The organism is Actinomycetospora termitidis, from assembly GCF_030286555.1.
Taxonomy (GTDB): domain Bacteria; phylum Actinomycetota; class Actinomycetes; order Mycobacteriales; family Pseudonocardiaceae; genus Actinomycetospora; species Actinomycetospora termitidis.
The window spans coordinates 226,908-243,132 of the sequence record NZ_JASVWF010000006.1; the positions used below are offsets into that span (position 1 = coordinate 226,908).

The 16,225-nt window shown below is 73.9% G+C and carries 14 protein-coding genes; 5 read left to right on the forward strand and 9 right to left on the reverse strand.

Annotation, left to right across the window (positions count from 1 at the left end):
• Positions 1-297: 297 nt before the first annotated feature.
• On the forward strand, positions 298-1,659 hold the full coding sequence (locus QRT03_RS23995; RefSeq protein ID WP_286055620.1) for a carotenoid oxygenase family protein: 1,362 nt from the start codon (positions 298-300) through the stop codon (positions 1,657-1,659).
• A gap of 127 nt (positions 1,660-1,786) precedes the next feature.
• Positions 1,787-2,491 carry a hypothetical protein gene (locus QRT03_RS24000; protein WP_286055621.1) on the forward strand — a complete coding sequence of 235 codons (705 nt, stop codon included), beginning with the start codon at positions 1,787-1,789 and terminating at the stop codon, positions 2,489-2,491.
• Between the two features lie 40 nt (positions 2,492-2,531).
• Here the strand turns inward: QRT03_RS24000 and QRT03_RS24005 are convergent, their stop codons facing one another.
• The 3 genes from QRT03_RS24005 to QRT03_RS24015 all read right to left on the reverse strand — a co-directional run bounded on the left by QRT03_RS24005 (position 2,532) and on the right by QRT03_RS24015 (position 6,283).
• Complete coding sequence (locus tag QRT03_RS24005; RefSeq protein ID WP_286055622.1) at positions 2,532-4,544, reverse strand: serine/threonine-protein kinase; 2,013 nt, start codon at positions 4,542-4,544, stop codon at positions 2,532-2,534.
• Positions 4,545-4,590: 46 nt separating this feature from the next.
• Positions 4,591-5,910, reverse strand: coding sequence for a serine/threonine-protein kinase (locus QRT03_RS24010; protein ID WP_286055623.1), 1,320 nt, complete (start codon positions 5,908-5,910; stop codon positions 4,591-4,593).
• Positions 5,911-5,989: 79 nt separating this feature from the next.
• On the reverse strand, positions 5,990-6,283 hold the full coding sequence (locus QRT03_RS24015) for a putative quinol monooxygenase (RefSeq protein WP_286055624.1): 294 nt from the start codon (positions 6,281-6,283) through the stop codon (positions 5,990-5,992).
• A 100-nt stretch (positions 6,284-6,383) separates the two neighbouring features.
• On the opposite strand from QRT03_RS24015, the gene QRT03_RS24020 reads away from it, so the two are divergent.
• Positions 6,384-6,818, forward strand: a complete 435-nt coding sequence (locus QRT03_RS24020; protein WP_286055625.1) for an SRPBCC family protein — start codon at positions 6,384-6,386, stop codon at positions 6,816-6,818.
• Between the two features lie 66 nt (positions 6,819-6,884).
• On the opposite strand, the gene QRT03_RS24025 is transcribed toward QRT03_RS24020, so the two are convergent.
• Together QRT03_RS24025 and QRT03_RS24030 are read right to left on the reverse strand one after the other, a co-directional pair.
• The gene (locus tag QRT03_RS24025; RefSeq protein ID WP_286055626.1) at positions 6,885-7,664 is read right to left on the reverse strand and encodes an IclR family transcriptional regulator; all 780 of its coding nucleotides are present in this window, start codon (positions 7,662-7,664) and stop codon (positions 6,885-6,887) included.
• Positions 7,665-7,705: 41 nt separating this feature from the next.
• Complete coding sequence (locus tag QRT03_RS24030) at positions 7,706-8,452, reverse strand: IclR family transcriptional regulator (RefSeq protein ID WP_286055627.1); 747 nt, start codon at positions 8,450-8,452, stop codon at positions 7,706-7,708.
• 78 nt (positions 8,453-8,530) lie between these two features.
• Between QRT03_RS24030 and QRT03_RS24035 the strand changes: the two genes are divergently transcribed.
• Positions 8,531-9,838: an MFS transporter gene (locus tag QRT03_RS24035; RefSeq protein ID WP_286055628.1), complete on the forward strand. Its 1,308-nt coding sequence runs from the start codon at positions 8,531-8,533 to the stop codon at positions 9,836-9,838.
• 11 nt (positions 9,839-9,849) lie between these two features.
• Positions 9,850-10,539 carry an SDR family NAD(P)-dependent oxidoreductase gene (locus tag QRT03_RS24040; protein ID WP_286055629.1) on the forward strand — a complete coding sequence of 230 codons (690 nt, stop codon included), beginning with the start codon at positions 9,850-9,852 and terminating at the stop codon, positions 10,537-10,539.
• Between the two features lie 56 nt (positions 10,540-10,595).
• Here QRT03_RS24040 and QRT03_RS24045 read toward each other — a convergent pair whose 3' ends face one another.
• Genes QRT03_RS24045 through QRT03_RS24060 form a run of 4 tightly spaced genes read right to left on the reverse strand, consistent with a single transcriptional unit; the run spans position 10,596 to position 16,216 of the window.
• The gene (locus QRT03_RS24045) at positions 10,596-11,732 is read right to left on the reverse strand and encodes an LLM class flavin-dependent oxidoreductase (RefSeq protein ID WP_286055630.1); all 1,137 of its coding nucleotides are present in this window, start codon (positions 11,730-11,732) and stop codon (positions 10,596-10,598) included.
• 31 nt (positions 11,733-11,763) lie between these two features.
• Entirely contained in the window at positions 11,764-13,458 is a 1,695-nt protein-coding gene (locus QRT03_RS24050) for a thiamine pyrophosphate-binding protein (protein WP_286055631.1), read from the reverse strand.
• A gap of 17 nt (positions 13,459-13,475) precedes the next feature.
• The gene (locus QRT03_RS24055) at positions 13,476-15,065 is read right to left on the reverse strand and encodes a carboxylesterase/lipase family protein (protein ID WP_286055632.1); all 1,590 of its coding nucleotides are present in this window, start codon (positions 15,063-15,065) and stop codon (positions 13,476-13,478) included.
• Positions 15,059-16,216, reverse strand: coding sequence for an LLM class flavin-dependent oxidoreductase (locus QRT03_RS24060; protein WP_286055633.1), 1,158 nt, complete (start codon positions 16,214-16,216; stop codon positions 15,059-15,061). The genes QRT03_RS24055 and QRT03_RS24060 overlap by 7 nt, the downstream gene beginning before the upstream one ends.
• Between the last annotated feature and the right edge of the window lie 9 nt (positions 16,217-16,225).

Consider the following 16,225-nt stretch of genomic DNA (forward strand, 5'->3'; position numbering starts at 1 on the left):
TCTGCGTGGTTGCTCCGAGCTTCGAGCGTGCTCATCGGGAGATCGTCGAGAGCGCCGCGCTCAGCATCGGCGCGGGGTCGTGGACGCCACGCTCGGTCGGTGACGGTCGTGTGTGATGCGTAGGATTCCTGTGCACCGAACACGCCCCTGACCGCCCTACCGCTCCGGGAGTTCTGGGAGCCACGTGCGGCAGGACCCGTCGTCGGGAGGCTGGGGGTGCGACCGGGTCGCTGACATGCACACGGTCGGCCGGTCCCGCACCGCGCACGCCGTCCCTACGGCGCACACTCGAGGGCGATGACCGCCGAGGCGCCTCCCACGCGCGACCGCTACACCCCGGTCCCCGACGAGATCGACGCCGTCGACCTGCCGGTCGAGGGGGCGATCCCGCCGGAGCTGGACGGGCGCTACATCCGCAACGGCCCGAACCCGCTGCCCGGCGACGACCCCGGCCACTGGTTCCGCGGCCACGGGATGCTGCACGGCATCCGGCTCCGCGGCGGTCGTGCGGAGTGGTATCGCAACCGTTGGGTGCGCACCCGGGCCCTGGAGGGCAAGCCGTTCCTCGGCCTTCGGGGTCCCGACCTCACCGCCGTCCCCGCCAACACCCACCTCGTCCCGCAGGCGGGGCGGCTGCTCGCGCTGGTCGAGCAGGGACTGCCGTACGAGGTCGACGAGGAGCTGGCGACCGTCGGCCCGCAGGACTTCGACGGTCGGCTCACGACCGCCATGTGCGCCCACCCCAAGACCGACCCGGTCACCGGCGAGATGCACTTCCACGGCTACTCGCCGTTCCCGCCGTACCTGACCTACCACCGGCTCTCCGCCGACGGCGTCCTCGTCGAGAGCCGGCCCGTCGCGGTCGACCGGCCGACGATGATGCACGACCTCGCCGTCACCGACCGCCACGCGATCTTCCTCGACCTGCCGATGACCTTCGCCTGGCGCCGCATGGTCGTCTCCGGCATGCCGTTCGGGTGGGAGGAGCGCTACGGCGCCCGGCTCGGCGTCATGCCCCTCGACGACCCGACCGCGCCGGTCCGCTGGTTCGAGATCGACCCCTGCTACGTCTTCCACGTCGGGACGGCGAGCTTCCTTCCCGACGCCGGGTCGGGGCGGATCGTTCTCGACGGTGCCCGCTACTCCGCGGCGGACGCCGCCGCGCTGTTCCCGTCGAGGCGTCGTCGCCGACCGCAGCGGGACCCGGCGTCCGAGGCCGTCGCGCTGGGCGTCGCGCGGTTCCACCGCTGGACGCTCGACCTCACCACCGGCGCCGTCACCGAGACCCCGCTCGACGACCGCGCTCTCGAGATGCCCACGCTCGACGACGACCGCGTCGGCCGCTCCGCGCGCTACCGCTACGCCGTCGCGTCGGGTCGACACAGCGACGCCGTGGTGAAGCTCGACCTGGACACCGGCGTCACGACGACCCACGACCCAGGCGCCGACGTCTCCGCCGGCGAGGCCGTGTTCGTCCCCTCCGTCGCCCCTGATCGCGCCGAGGACGACGGCTGGCTGCTCACGATCACCACTCGCCGCGACGGGTCGGCGTCCCGCCTGCTCGTGCTCGACGCCTCCGACATCACCCGCACCGTCGCGGCGGTCACGCTGCCCCGCGGCGTCCCGGCCGGGTTCCACGGGAGCTGGATCCCGGCCTGAGCGGCGCCGGGTCTCCACCCGTGGGTGGAGACCGCGGACCTGCCCGTGGCTCGTCGTCGTGACGTCGGATTTTCGTGACGCTTCTCGGTGTCGGCGTCGACCGGATGCCGCGGACGAGGAGCTGACGATGGACGAGGTCATGGGTGGGCGCGGACGTCGGGGCGTACTGGCCACGCTCGTGCTGGCGGCGATCCTGCTGCTGTCCCTGCTGGGGTCGGCGCCGGCGCGGGCGAGCGACGGCGTCTACGGGTGCGGCGGGACCGACAAGCCGGGCGAGGAGTGCATCGAGGTGCACGGCGACCCGGGCGGCGGCTGGGCGCCGTCCAACCCGGACTCGACCGGTGATCCCGGCAAGGGAGGCGGTGCCGACGGCGGGTACGGCGGCGGTGGCGGCGGGGGAGGGCAGCAGTCGGCCGAGGTCCGGCAGGAGTCCGCGGCCCTGAGCAACGCGGTCGCCCGGATCCAGAAGAACCCGTTCCCGGAGGGCTGCACGACCCTGCGCGACGTCCACGCCGCGTCGATCGAGCGGTACTCGCGGGCAGCGGTGGAACTCGGGTTCGCGGATCGGGCGAACACGCTCGACGGGAAGTCCGCGATCATGGGGATCATCCGGACCTGGATGGACGTCGCGAAGAACGCGGGCGACCTCGGCAAGCAGGCCCTGGACGCCCTGATGAACAACCTGAACAACGACATCAACAACCAGAAGACCCAGCTCAGCACCGATCGGGTCAAGGACTCCTGGCACCGGTTCGAGGTCGCCAGGACCGCGATGGACACCGCGGGCGAGCAGTACCTGTCCTGCACCCGCGCGAGGGCCCTCGGGTTCTGACGACGAGCGGACGGGGCCCGGCCGCCCATCTGCGGCCGGGTCACGTCGGCAGGTCGACGACCGCCATCGACGTCTTCGTCACGAGGACCGCGCGCCGCCCGTCCGGGGTCGGCTCCGCGAGCACGAGCCCGGCGAGCGGGACGCGGAACACGTTGTCGCCCGAGGCGACGTCGAGCACGGCCAGCTCGCCCACCGGCGGCGTGGCCGAGCTGTCCGCCTGCGCGACGACGAGGCGACGGCCCGCCCCCGTGGTCGTCAGACGAACTGGGGCGGTCACCGATGCCTCTGCGCGACGGGTCACCGACCGGGTCAGGGGGTCGACGAGATCGACCGCGCCCCCGTTGGGGTACGAGACCGAGACCGCGAACCTGCCGTCGGGAAGGGGAGCGATGTAGCGCGGTGCTCGCGCCGAGCGGATGGAGCTGACGGGGCCGCCCGCGACGGGCACGAGATCGACCGACCCACCGACGTCCCGTGGCCCCCCGGTGCACGCGACCGCGACCGTGCGTCCGTCCGCCGACACCGCCAGCCCGCGCGGTTCGAGCGAGACCGACACCGTCCGGAGCACGCGACGGGCCGGCACGTCGATCTCGACCACCGTGTCCCCGAGTGCGTCGGAGGTCCCCGTCGAGGACACGAAGAGCGACCCGGCCGGCGTGAACACGAGGTCCCCCGGCTTCGTCGGCAGTCGGACGACGGAGACGACGCCGCTGATGGTGTCGACCAGCGCGACCCCGCTCCCGGAGGCGTCGGACGCGGACCCGTTGAGCTGGACGGCGAGGACCCGCCCGTCCGGGCTCAGCTGCATGCGGCCCTGGCCGATACCGATGACGTAGTAGACCTTCGTGACCGCACCGGTGGCGAGATCGATGCGCCTGACGTCGTCGCTGTCGGCCTCCGAGAGGTACGCCTCCCTCCCGTCCGGGGTCGGGAGCACCCCGTTGCCGCTGCGCAGGGTCACCGGGAGCACCCGCGCCGTGCCGACGGGGACGGTACCGGGCGCCGCGGGGGCCGACCGGGAGGTCGGAGGCACCTCCTGGACCACGGCGAGCCCACCCGCGAGACCGACGACGACGATCGTCAGGAGCGCCAGGACGAGCCGCCATCGCCGCGGGCTCCGTGCGGCCGGTTCCCGGGGAGCCTCGCGGACGGACACAGCGGGGTCGCCGGACACGAGGGTGCTCGGCCCCGCCCCGGAGCCCGCCGGCACGGGCTCGCCCTCCCACGCGGCGGCTGCGGCCCGGGCGAGTTCCCCGGCGCTCGCGGGACGCCGGTCCGGGTCCTTCGCGAGTGCGCGCGCGAGGACGGGATCGAGGCGTGCGAGGTCGGGGCGGCGGGCGCCCAATTCGGGGACCGGCCCGAAGACGTGGGCGTGCATGGCGGCCGGGACGGACCCGGCGGCGACGGCGCGTCGGCCGCTCAGCACCTCGTAGAGCAGGCAGCCGAGGGCGTAGACGTCGGAGGCGCGGGTCGCGGTGCCCTCGGTGAACAGCTCCGGGGCCATGTAGGCCAGCGTGCCCAGGACCTGGCCGGACTCGGTGAGCCGGGCACCGGAGGTCTCGTCGACCAGCCGGGCGATGCCGAAGTCGGTGAGGTAGCTGAACGGCTGCGTCGCCCGGCCCGCGACGAGCACGTTGGCGGGCTTGACGTCGCGATGGACCATCGACCGGTCGTGGGCGGCGTCGAGGGCCTCGGCGACCTGGGCGAGGACCCGGAGCGCCCAGTCGGGCTCCACACCGTCGGGGTGCGCGGCGACGACGTCGGCGAGGCTCCCGCCGTCCACGAGGCGCATGTCGAGGAACAGCCGTCCGTCGATCTCGCCCCAGTCGTGGATCGGGACGACGTGGGGGGAGTTCAGGACGGCGGTCAGCTGCGCCTCTCGACGGAAGCGTTCCTGGAAGTCGGGTCGTGACGTGAGGTCGGCGGCGAGCAGCTTGAGAGCGACCGAGCGGTCGCGACGCGTGTCGCGGGCCCGCCACACCTCGCCCATGCCGCCACGGCCCAGGAGGTCCAGGAGCTCGTAGTCGCCGAACCGACCGCCCTGGCCGCTCACCGCGTCACCCCCCCGGGGACGGGCACAGTAGAACATGGCCGGTCGATCAGCAGGGGCGGATGCTCTCCGCCGGTCCCGGCCGGTCGGACGCCCGGGTCTCGACGTCGACCAGGGGCACGTGGACCGGGCCGGAGGGCAGGGAGTCCACGCGGACCCAGGTCGTGCTGACCTGGCCGGACCCGCCCTGCGTGACCTGTCCGGTCTCGGCGCAGACCAGCGGGTGGACCCCGTCCGGGATCGAGGTGACCGCTGCGCCCAGACTGGGTGCGGTCCGCGCCCGCGCCGGCCCGTCGACCTCGATGCTCGAGGCGAACCCCGGCCTGGTCTCCGGCTCCGACCCGCCCCGTGACGCCGTCGTACCGCTCGAGGAGGCAATCGCGGTGGCCACCGATGCGGCCAGGACGACGACGCCGAGTCCGGCGGCGACGACACCCGGTCGGCGCCAGAAGGCCCGCGCGGGCAGGAGCGCCGTCGCCGCGGGGCGGGACTCGCCGTCGGGGGGACGCGGGGGCGGAGGGGTACGCCGCGGCGGCCGACCGAGAGCGCGACGCGCGTCCTCGGCGAGGTCGCGCACCGAGTCGTAGCGGTCCTCGGGCCGTTTCGCCATGGCTCGGGCGACGACGTCGTCGAACCCGCGCACCCCGCGTTCCGAGAGCTGCGGCGGGGCCACGTTCACATGGTGGTACATCAGCGCCGACGTCGCGGTCAGGTCGAACGGCGGGCGCCCGGTCAGCGTTTCGACGAGGGTGCATCCGAGGGCGTAGACGTCGGCGCGGTGGTCGGGCGCGCGGTCCGCGAGCAGGAGCTCCGGCGCCATGTAGAGCATCGTCCCGATCGTGACGCCGGTGGCCGTCAGCGTGGGCCCCGCGCTGCCGTCGACGGCGCGGACGATGCCGAAGTCGACCAGGTAGGAGAAGTCCGACGAGCCCGCGAGTAGGACGTTGGACGGCTTGACGTCCCGGTGCACGAGCCCCTCGTCGTGGGCCTCGGCCAGGGCCTCCGCGACCTGGTCGATCACGGCGACCGCGCGGTCGGGCGGGAACCGACCCCGAGCGAGGTGGGCCGAGAGGTCCTGTCCCTCCACGTACCGCATGTCGAGGAACAACCGGCCTTCGATCTCGCCGAAGTCGTGGATCGGGATGACGTGCGGCGACCGCAGCCGCGCGGCGAGACGCGCCTCGCGGCGGAACCGCTCCTGGTACTCGGTCGCATCGGCGAGCTCGGCGTGCAGGCGTTTGACGGCCACGGTGCGACGGCGGTCGAGATCGAACGCCCGCCACACCTCGCCCATACCTCCGCGGCCGAGCAGGTCGTCGAGGCGGTACCGGCCGAAGCGGGGACGGTCCTGCTGTGCCTCGTCGACCACGGGGGCACCTTACGGAGCCGGGCCCACCCGTCGTCGGGAAGATCCTTCCTGACGACGGGTCGAGCTCGCCGTGCGTCGGTCAGAGCTGCACGGGCACGAGCGGGTGGATCGCCGGCGGTGCGGCGAGGTGGCCGTCGGTCACGGAGAGGGCCTGGGCGATGTGCGGCGTCTGCAGGTGCGCGTCGAGGTCCGACTGCTCGCGCCACTGTTCGACCGTGACGAAGACGGTGCCGTCCGCACCGGAACGGTTGAGTTCGTAGGACAGACAGCCCTCCTCGGCCCGGGTCGCCGTCACGAGCTCCTCGAGTGCCTTCCCGACGAGCTCCTCCGAGCCCGGCTTGGCGGTGATCAGGGCGACGACCTGCAGCGACATCGAAGGACTCCCGGGTTCGGAGGTAGGCGATCCGGCGGGGCGCAACCGTAACCCGTGCGACGTCGCTGCGGCAGGCGCCGTCGTCGGGAAGGGTGGGGTCATGGACCGGGTCGTGTCAGTCGAGGTCGTCACCGACGTGTCGCCGGACGCACTGTTCGCCCTGGTCGCGGATCCGGCTCGCCAGCCGGAGTGGGACGGCAACGACAACCTCGCCCACGCGGCCGAGGGGCAGCGCGTCCACGGCGTCGGGGACCTCTTCACCACGACCCTGACCATGGGTGCCGACCGCGAGAACCACGTCGTCGAGTTCGTCGAGGGCCGGCTGATCGCGTGGCGGCCGAGCGAGCCGGGCCGGCCGGAGCCCGGTCACCTGTGGCGCTGGGAGTTCGAGGTCCTCGACGACGGCCGCACGCGCATCCGGCACACCTACGACTGGAGCGCGCTCACCGACGAGTCCCGCCACGAGCGGGCCCGGAACACGACGTCCGAGAAGCTGCGCGCCTCGGTCGAGCGGCTCGTCGCCTTGGCCTCGTGACGGGACGACGCGCCACAGAGTTACCCGTCGGCGGGTCCGGAGCCGATCGGGCCGCGCGACCTGCGCTCAGGGGACCCTCGCGAGGACTCGCTCCGCCGCGGTCCGGAGCGCGGCGACGTGGTCGCGCTCGATCGCCGCACTCCACCGTGCCTCGGGCGCGGCGACGCTCAGTCCGCCGAGCAGGCCGTGGGCGGGATGTCCGATCGCCACCCCGACGGACGAGACACCGGACTCCACCTCGCCCCGGTTGCGCCCGGACCCCCGGGAACGGACCCGCCGCAGTTCGGCGAGGAGCGCGTCGACGTCGGTGACGGCTCGCGAGGTGCCGGCGGCCGGGATCCCGTCGGGATAGAGCGCGCGGACGGCCTCGTCGTCGTGGGTCGCGAGCATGGCCTTGCCGATGCTGGTCGCGTGGGCGGGGCGGGTCTGGCCGGCGCGGCTGGCCACGCGCAGCGTCGACGCGCTCTCGATCACGTCGAGGTAGCGGACGTCGGTGCCGACCAGTTCGCCGAGGTGCACGGTCTCCCCGGTCTCCGCGGCCAGCGCGACGAGGACGGGACGCACGACCTCGACGAGGTCGAACGACGGCTCGGCCGCCCGGCCCAGGTCGGCGAACGCCGGGCCGGGCCGGTACTTCCGCGACACCGGGTCCTGCACCGCGAACCCGCGGTACACGAGCATCGCGAGCAGGCGGTGGGCCGTCGACTGACCGACCCCGAGGTGGGCGCGGACCTCGGCGAGGGCGACCTCGCGGCGGTCGGCCAGCTGGCGCAGCAGCGTCAGCGTGCGATCCACCGACTCCAGCGGGTACCGCGGGGCCGCCCCGTCGTCGGGCCCGGTCTGCACGGCCTCATCAACCCCCGTCGCTGCGCTCGCCCTCGCCGAGGCTATCCGACCTGGTCGGAGCGCCTGAGGTCCGCGGCGATCCGCTCGGCCGTGACGGTGAGCTGACGGACCCACTCGCCGAGCCGTCGCCGGTCGTGGCGGACGGTGGGCATCGCGAGGGAGATCGCCGTGGCCGGCGAGCCGGGCGGACGGTCGACCACGCAGCCGATCGCGGTCACGCCGGTCTCGGTGCGCTGGTTGTTCACCGCGAACCCCTGCCGGCGGATCCGTGCCAGATCGCGCAGCAGGGCCTCGACGTCCACCTCGCTCTCCTCGTACAGCGCGCGGACCTCGTCGGGGTCCCGCGCGGCGAGGGCCGCCCGTCCACCCGACGCGAGGTGGGCGGGCAGGGTGCGGCCCTCCCGGTCGCCGACCCGCAGCGTCTGGTCGCACTCCACGGTCGCGGCGAAGCGGGCCTCGTCCGCCACGACCACCACCAGGTTGCTGGTCTCACCGGTGCGGGCGGTCAGCCCCTCGAGGTGCGGCAGGGCGACCCCGCGGAGGACGGCGGCCGGCTCGGACGGCGTGGACCGCCGCAGGACCGGCCCGGCGACGTACCGGCGGTCCGGCTGCTGCTCGGCGAAGTCCCGGTACACGAGCATCGCGAGCAACCGGTGCGCCGTGGACCGCGCGACCTCGAGCCGCTCGGCCGCGTCGGTGACCCGCAACGGCCCCTCCTGCTGCAGCAGGAGCGCGAGGCGCAGCGCATGGTCCACGGACTCGATCCCGTAGCCCGGCTTGTTCTTCACATCAGAACTGTAGCTGTCGGTGAGAGGAACGGTCGTACCGTCGATCCGGCTTCCCTCCCGATGACGCAGGAGACCCCGATGACGAGTCAGCCGGCCGTCCGCCCCCCGTCCACTCTCGATGCCGCCGCCGGCCGGACGCGGTCGACCGTCCTCGGCACGCTCGGCAACGTCATGGAGTGGTACGACTTCACCGTCTACGGCTTCCTCGCCGCCGCGATCGGGGCCGCCTTCTTCCCGGGCGACGACCCGGTCGCCGCGCTGCTGGCCTCGTTCGCGGTCTTCGCGGTCGGCTTCGTCGCCCGCCCGATCGGGGCTCTCGTCCTCGGCCCGGTCTCGGACCGGCGCGGACGGCGTTTCGTCATGCTGCTCTCGATGCTGCTGATGGCGGCGGGATCGCTGGTGATCGGGCTCGCCCCGACCTACGCGAGCATCGGGGCGCTCGCCCCCGCCCTGATCCTCGTCGGGCGGCTGCTGCAGGGCTTCTCCGCCGGCGGCGAGTTCGGCAGCGCCGCGGTCTTCCTCACCGAGTGGGCGAGCCGCGGGCGCCGCGGCTTCTTCGGCAGCTTCCACCAGGTCGGCACCTACGGCGGGCTGCTGCTGGGCATCCTCGTGGTGTCCGTGCTGACCTCGGCCGTCGGCACCGCCGCCGTCCAGGCGTGGGCATGGCGGATCCCGTTCCTGCTCGGCGCGCTGCTCGCGGTCGTCGTGCTGGTGCTCCGGCGCACGGTGGGGGAGACGCCGGAGTTCGTCGACCTGGAGCGGTCCCGCGAGACCGAGACCGGGAACGACGTGCCGACCGGCCCGCCGGTCGGCGCCGGCCGCGGCTTCGTCCTGGCGCTCGGCGTCGTGGCGCTCTGGGCGGTCACCTCCTTCGTCACGATCAACTACATGCCGACCTTCGCGACGACGTTCGCGAAGGTCCCCGCGACCCCTGCCCTGTGGGCCACCGCGATCGGATGCCTGCTCGCCGTGGCGCTCATCCCGGTCTTCGGGCACCAGTCCGACCGCATCGGGCGGCGCCCGCTGATCGTCGGAGCGGCCGTGGCCTTCATCGTGGTCCCGGTCCCGCTGTTCGCGTTCCTGGTCGCCGTCCCGTCGTTCGGCACGCTCGTGCTCGTCCAGGTCGTCTTCGCGATCCCGACGAGCATGATCGCGGGCGCGGGCACCGCGACGATCAGCGAGCTGTTCGACACCCGCCGCCGCGGTGCCCTCGTCTCGATCGCCTCGGCGATCTCGGTCGCCGCGTTCGGCGGCGCGGGCGGCTACGTCGCGACGCTGCTGGTGCGCTCCACCGGACTGCCGATCTCGCCGGCGTTCTACGTCATGGCCGCCGCGGTGATCACGCTGGTCGCGGGCCTCGCCCTGCCGCGGGCGGCGCACCGGTGAGCGTCGGCTCCGTGCTGGTCACGGGCGGTACCGGGTCCCTCGGTGCCGCCCTGTGCGTGCGCTTCCGCCGGGACGGACATGTCGTCGTCGCGGCCGATCGCTCCGGTGGGAAGGCCGCGCCCGAGGGCGTGCACCACGCGCCCCTCGACGTGACGGACTCCGCGAGCGTCGAGGCGTGCCTGGACGCGGTCGCGGCGCTGGGCCGCCTGACGACGGTGGTCCTCGCCCACGGGGTGATGGTGCCGGTGCCCGGTCGCGAGGCCGCCGGGGAGGCGATGGAGCGCACGCTCGAGGTGAACCTGGCGGGCGCCGCGCGCGTCGCCGCGCTGGCCGCCGACCGGATGACCTCGGGCAGCATCGTGCTGCTGAGCAGTCACGCGTCGCGCTTCGGGCGCATGCCCGGCGCCGCGGTGTACTCGGCGAGCAAGGCCGGGGTGGAGGCGCTGGCCCGGGGTCTGGCGTGCGAGTACGCCCCGCGGCTGCGGGTCAACGCGGTCGGTGTCGGGTTCGTGGAGACGCCGATGCGCGGGGCGGGGCGCGACGCTCGCCGGGCCGCCGGGAACCTCCTCGAGCAGGTACCGCTGGGCCGGCTCGCGACCCACGACGACGTCGTGGAGGCCGTGTCCTTCCTGGCCTCGGACCGGGCGGCCTACATCACGGGGACCACGCTGATGGTCGACGGCGGGGTCACGGCCCGCTGACCCCGGACACGCGGGAGCGGGGCCACCGGGATCGGTGGCCCCGCTCCGTCGTGCCGTCACCAGGGGCGGTCGCCGGGCTCGGGGTGCGCCCGCACCCCGGCGTCGTCGAGCAGGTCGAGCACCCGGCGGAACCCGCGGAGCTCCTCGGGGCTCCACAGCGGGAAGTTGACCAGGATGTTCCGGACGTCCTGCCCGGTCAGCCGGACGAGTCGCTCCGCGACCTGCTCCGGGGTGCCGACCAGCTGCAGCATCGCCTCACCGCTGCCGAGGGCGTGGACGGCCTTGTCCTCGCCGAGCTTGTCGAACATCGTGCGCGCGGACTCGATCGAGCCGAGGATGTCGCCCGCGATCTCCCAGGCCGCCTCGTGGTTGAGCGACTCGAGGAGGCGCGCGTACTCCTCCTCGGCCTCGCCCTCGTGCTCGCGCACCAGGGCGATCGCGAACGGGGTCACCGAGACGTCCCGGCCGGTGTCGGCCGTCAGCCCGGCCAGCCGCTCCCCGACGCCGCGCAGGGCGTCGTCGTCCTTGGCGAGGGTGACCAGCTCGTCGCACCACCGGGCCGCGAAGGCCGTGCCCGCGGCCGAGGCACCCGCGCTGACCAGGTGCGGGCGCGGGTCGCTCGCCGGCCGTGGGGCCTTGATCCGGCCCTTGGCCCGGTAGTACCGGCCGTCGTGGTCGATCGGCTCGTGCTCGGTCCACAGCCGCTGGACGACGTCGACGAACTCGGCCGCCATGGCGTAGCGCTCGTCGTGCTCGACGAACTCCTCGCCGAACAGGGCGGCCTCGGCGTCGGAGAACCCGGTGACGACGTTCCAGCCCCAGCGGCCCGAGCTGAACGCGTCCAGCGTCGCGCCCATCCGCGCCACGTGCGCGGGCTTGTGGTGGGTGGTGTGGAAGGTGGAGGTCACGCCGATCCGCTCGGTCACCGCGAAGATGCCCATCGCGAGCAGCGGGGCGTGGTAGGCGGGCGACTGGTGGCCCGCGAGCTCGGCGGCGCGCTGGTGGCCCGACCAGTTGTCGGCGATGAACAACGAGTCGAACCCCACCTCCTCGGCGGTCCGGGCGAGCTCGAGGAGGTTCTCCCGGTTGAGCCGGGGCGTGCGCCGGGCGGCCTCGTCGGACCAGACGTGGTTCGTCTGCCCGGCGGGGAAGAAGTAGCCGACCGAGAGCCGGTCGGCGTCGGTACGTGCCATGGGCGGTGGTTCCTCTCGGGGATGCGGCGGCTCAGCCGTCGGCCTGGGTGAAGACGCGGGAGAACTCGTGGGCGTCCTCGGGGGAGTTCAGGACCTCGATCAACGTGGCGCGGCGGTCGGCGAACGCCTTGTCCAGCGCGGCCCGCAGCTCGCCGGGCGTGGCCACGCGGCGGCTGTCCAGCCCGAGGCTCGCGGCGTACGCGGCGTGGTCGATGGGCGGGTCACCGAACGTCCAGCCCATGACGTCCTCGGCGTCCACCAGCGGGCTCCGCGCGACCGCGGCCAGGGCCCCGATGTCCCGCCAGCCGCCGTTGTTCAGGATCACGAACACGACGGGCAGGTCCTGCTGGGCGGCGGCGTAGATCGCCGACGAGGAGAACATGAACCCGCCGTCGCCGAGCAGCGCGACGACGCGCCGGTCCGGGCGGGCGAGCTGGATGCCGATCGACGCTGGCCCGCCCCAGCCCTGCGCGCTGGCCTTGCTGGAGATGCCGAAGAACGCGTCGGTGTCCGGGTGGGGGAGGAGGTCCTCGACGAACGGCTCCCCGGACGCGCAGTGGTTGACCACGATCGTCCCCGCGGGCATCGCGGCCTCGAGCTCGGTGAGGATCCGGCCGATCGCCAGCTCCTCGGCGTCGAACCGGATCGCCCGGATCCGCTCGTTGCGCGCGTCCCGCGCGTCGTGGAGCTCCCGGGCCGCGGCGGCCCGGGCGTCCCGGACCTCGTCGGGAAGGGTCCCGACGGCGGCCGCCACCGCCTCCAGGGTGGGTCGCGGCGCTCCGAGGACGGCGAGGTCCGGCCGGAGCTGCCGCGTCAGCAGCAGCGGGTCGGGGCTGAGGACGATCGTCGTCGCCGACCCGAACTCGACCGGCCGGGTCAACCCCGACTCGGTGAGCTCGACGCCGAGCAGCAGCACCACGTCCGACTGGCCGACGACGGGGCGGTGCGCGCCGAGGCGCCCGGCGAACTGCGGGTGGGTGGTGGGGAAGCCGAGGTCGGCGACCTTGTCCTCGTGCAGCACGGTCGCCCCGAGCTGCTCGGCGAGCGCGACGGTGGCGTCCACGGCGCCGTAGCGGGCGACCTCGGCGCCGGTGACGATCACCGGCCGCTCGCTCGTGCGCAGCAGCTCCGCCACCCGCTCGACGGCGGTGGGAGCGGCCGCGAAGTCCGTGAGGACCTCGGTGGGCCGGCGGTGCCCGACCTCCTCGGTCCGCTCCAGCCACACGTCCATCGGGAACGCCAGGTGGACCGGTCCGTACGGCGGGGTGTTCGCGATCTGGAACGCCCGCTCCACCAGCTCCGGGATCCGGTCCGCGGACGGGATCTCGGCGCTCCACTTGGTGTACTGGCCGCTCATCTCGGTGACCGCCCGCGGCACGGCGGCGTACTGGTCGCGCCCGGCCAGGGCACGGCTCGACGTCGTCGTGGTGAAGACCATCGGGACGCCGTCCGCCCAGGCCGTCGTCAGCGCCATCATCCCGAGCCCGGTGCCGGAGGCGTGGTAGACGTTGACGAAGGCGGCCGACCGGTTCGCGCGGGCGTAGCCCGCGGCCATGAGGCCGAGGTTGGTCTCGTTGAGCGCGGAGACGTAGCGGACCTCGTCGCGGTGCGCGTAGAACGCCTCGGCCAGCGGGAAGAGCCCGAGCCCGACGATGTTGAACGCGTCGTGCACGCCGAGCCGTACGAGTGTGCGGACCAGCGACTCCGCGCCGGTGATCGGTGCCATGTCCGGTTCCCTCCCGTTCATCGGCCGAGGACGTCGGCCACGCCGTGGTAGCGGTCCCAGAAGGCCATGCGCGCCGGGTCCGGCGGCTCGCCCGGACCGGGCTCGAGATCGAGTGCGAGCACGCCGTCGCCGACCGTCGGCCATGTCAGCGCACCGGAGGCGGTCGGATCGCCCGTGCGGGCGAAGTCGACCCAGGCCCGTTGCACGCGGGCCGACAGGGCCCGGTCGGCGTCGGTCCAGTCCCACGGCCAGGCGTCGAGCGTCCCGAAGACGTACGGGACGTCGACGCCGTGGAACGCGCCCGCGTAGTCCCGCTCGACGAGGTCGGCGTCCGCCGGGATCGGGGGGCGGCGCAGGAAGCGGTAGTAGTGGACCGGCGAGGTGAGGCGGCGCCGGTGGAGCCGGGCCGCGGTCCAGGTCGACCAGACGAAGACCTGGTCGCCGAGCAGCGCCCAGCTGGCCTGCTGCGCCTCCTGGTCGGTGGTGGCCGGGTAGAGCTCGAGGACCTCGGCCGCGTGCTCCCCGAAGGCCTCCTCGACGTCGGCGCGGTAGGCCTCGAGGGTCCCGAGGTAGGGCAGGCCCGAGGCCTCGTTGCCCGCGTTCCCCGCGAGCATCGGCACGTCGGCGACCTGCCCGGCGAGGAGGGCCGCGAGTGGGTCCTGCGGCAGGACGTGTCCGTCGATGACCGGGTAGCCGGTGTCGAACAGCGCCAGCCCGACCTCTGCCCCGGGGACCAGGTCGAACGACCACCGGCCTGCGGCCCGGGGGAGCTGGGCAGCCATGAGCTGCTCGACCGGGAGCGCCCGCAGCTCGGCCAGGGTCGGCGCGCCGAGGGCCTCCGCGAGCTCGACGCCCGCCTGCTCGCCGGCCGCGAGCGTGGACGGGTTCGCGGGGTGGCCTGGTCCGTCGAGAGCAGGAGCCACGCCGGGCGCGCTCTGGGCGACGACCTGGTGGAACAGGCCGACCGCGAGCGGTGAGCTACGGAGGTTGTGGACACTGTTGCCACCCGCCGAGACGCCGAACAGCGTCACGTTGCCCGGGTCGCCGCCGAACGCCGCGATGTTGTCGCGCACCCACGCGAGAGCCGCGATCTGGTCCATCAGGCCGTAGTTGCCCGAGCCGCCGTAGCCCGACTCGGCGGTGAGCTCGGGGTGCGCGAGGAAGCCGAGCCGGCCGAGGCGGTGGTTCACCGAGACGACCGTGACCCCGGCCGCGGCGAGCGAGGCACCGTCGTACATCGGGTTCTCCGCCGACCCGAACTGGTAGGCGCCGAAGTGCAGCCACACCATGACGGGGCGGCCGGCGTCGCCGTCGGGGCCGGTCCAGACGTTGAGGTGCAGGCAGTCCTCCGAGAACCGCTGCTCCCCGCCGGAGTACAGCGAGTTCGGCGGTGGCGGGAACTGCGGCGCCGCCGGTCCGTGCTCCGTCGCCGCCCGGGTGCCGGTCCAGCGGGCGACGGGCTGCGGCGGGCGCCACCGCAGGTCGCCGACCGGAGGGGCCGCGTAGGGGACGCCGAGGAAGGCGCGGACGCCGTCGGCGAGGGTCCGTCCGGACAGCTCCCCGCCGTCGACGGTGACCGTCGGGGTGGTCGAGGTGGGGGTCACCACGAGTGGCTCCGCTCGCTCGGCGGGAGCCAGATCCCGGCGTCCCGGCAGTGGTCGAGGACGCTCCGGAAGGCCCGGACCTCGCCGGGGCTCCACAGCGGGAAGTTGACGAGCAGGTTCTGGGTCGAGGTCTCCTTCTTCAGCTCGACGAGCTGCTCGGTGACCTGCTCCGGGGTGCCGAGGAACTTCAGGATCCCGCGGCCGCTGCCCCACGCCCGGGCGGCCTCCTGCGGATCCTGCCCGTCGAACGCCGACCTGATCGACTCGATGCCCCCGAGGATGTCCGCCGCCAGCTCCTTCGTGGCCTCGACGTTGAGGGTCCCGGCCAGGCGCTCGTACTCCTCCTCGGCCTCCCCGTCCCCGTCGCGGACGATCACGATCGAGAAGGGCGCGGTGCTCACGGTGCGGGCCGGCGTGCGGGCCTCGAGCAGGTCCTCGAGCCGCCGGTCGACGGCCTGGACCTTCTCGACCGTGTTGCCCGCGACCACCAACTGGTCGCAGTGCTCGGCCGCGAAGGCCATCCCCGCGGGCGAGGCGCCGGCGCTGACCAGGAGCGGGGTCGGGTGCTGGACGGGTCGCGGTGCCTTCATCCGACCCTGGGCCGTGTGGAAGCGGCCCCGGTGGTCGATCGGCTCGTCCTCGGTCCAGAACCGCTTCACGACCTCGACGAACTCGGCGGCCGCCGCGTACCGGTCGTCGTGACCGGCCATCCCGCTCTCGCCGAACAGCCGGGCCTCGGCGTCCCCGAACCCGGTGACGACGTTCCAGCCCCACCGGCCGCCGCTGAAGGCGTCGAGCGTCGCGCCGGCCCGGGCGACGTGGGCGGGACGGTGGTGGCTGGTGTGCATCGTCGTGATGACCCCGAGGTGCTCCGTCACGGCGAACAGCGCCATGGCGAGCATCGGGGCCTGGTACTTCGGGGACTGGTGGCCCGCGCGCTCGGCCTCCCGTTGGTGCCCGGACCAGGTGTCGGCGATGAACAGCGAGTCGAAGCCGGTCTCCTCGGCGGCCCGGGCCATCTCCAGGAAGACGTCGCGGCCCAGCGGCGGGGTCGCGGCGGCCGCCTCGTCGGACCAGACGTGGTCGGTCTGCCCGGTCGGGAAGAAGTAGGAGAAGCTGAGCAGGTCGGGGTCGTGTGCGCGGGGCTTGGCCATGGGCGTCGT

Excerpts from the sequence above, each read along its gene's own strand:
- QRT03_RS24015 (WP_286055624.1), bottom strand. The coding sequence starts at position 6,283 with ATGTCGCTGCAGGTCGTCGCCCTGATCACCGCCAAGCCGGGCTCGGAG.
- QRT03_RS24060 (WP_286055633.1), bottom strand. The coding sequence starts at position 16,216 with ATGGCCAAGCCCCGCGCACACGACCCCGACCTGCTCAGCTTCTCCTAC.
- QRT03_RS24045 (WP_286055630.1), bottom strand. The coding sequence starts at position 11,732 with ATGGCACGTACCGACGCCGACCGGCTCTCGGTCGGCTACTTCTTCCCC.
- QRT03_RS24035 (WP_286055628.1), top strand. The coding sequence starts at position 8,531 with ATGACGAGTCAGCCGGCCGTCCGCCCCCCGTCCACTCTCGATGCCGCC.
- QRT03_RS24050 (WP_286055631.1), bottom strand. The coding sequence starts at position 13,458 with ATGGCACCGATCACCGGCGCGGAGTCGCTGGTCCGCACACTCGTACGG.
- QRT03_RS24000 (WP_286055621.1), top strand. The coding sequence starts at position 1,787 with ATGGACGAGGTCATGGGTGGGCGCGGACGTCGGGGCGTACTGGCCACG.
- QRT03_RS24020 (WP_286055625.1), top strand. The coding sequence starts at position 6,384 with ATGGACCGGGTCGTGTCAGTCGAGGTCGTCACCGACGTGTCGCCGGAC.
- QRT03_RS23995 (WP_286055620.1), top strand. The coding sequence starts at position 298 with ATGACCGCCGAGGCGCCTCCCACGCGCGACCGCTACACCCCGGTCCCC.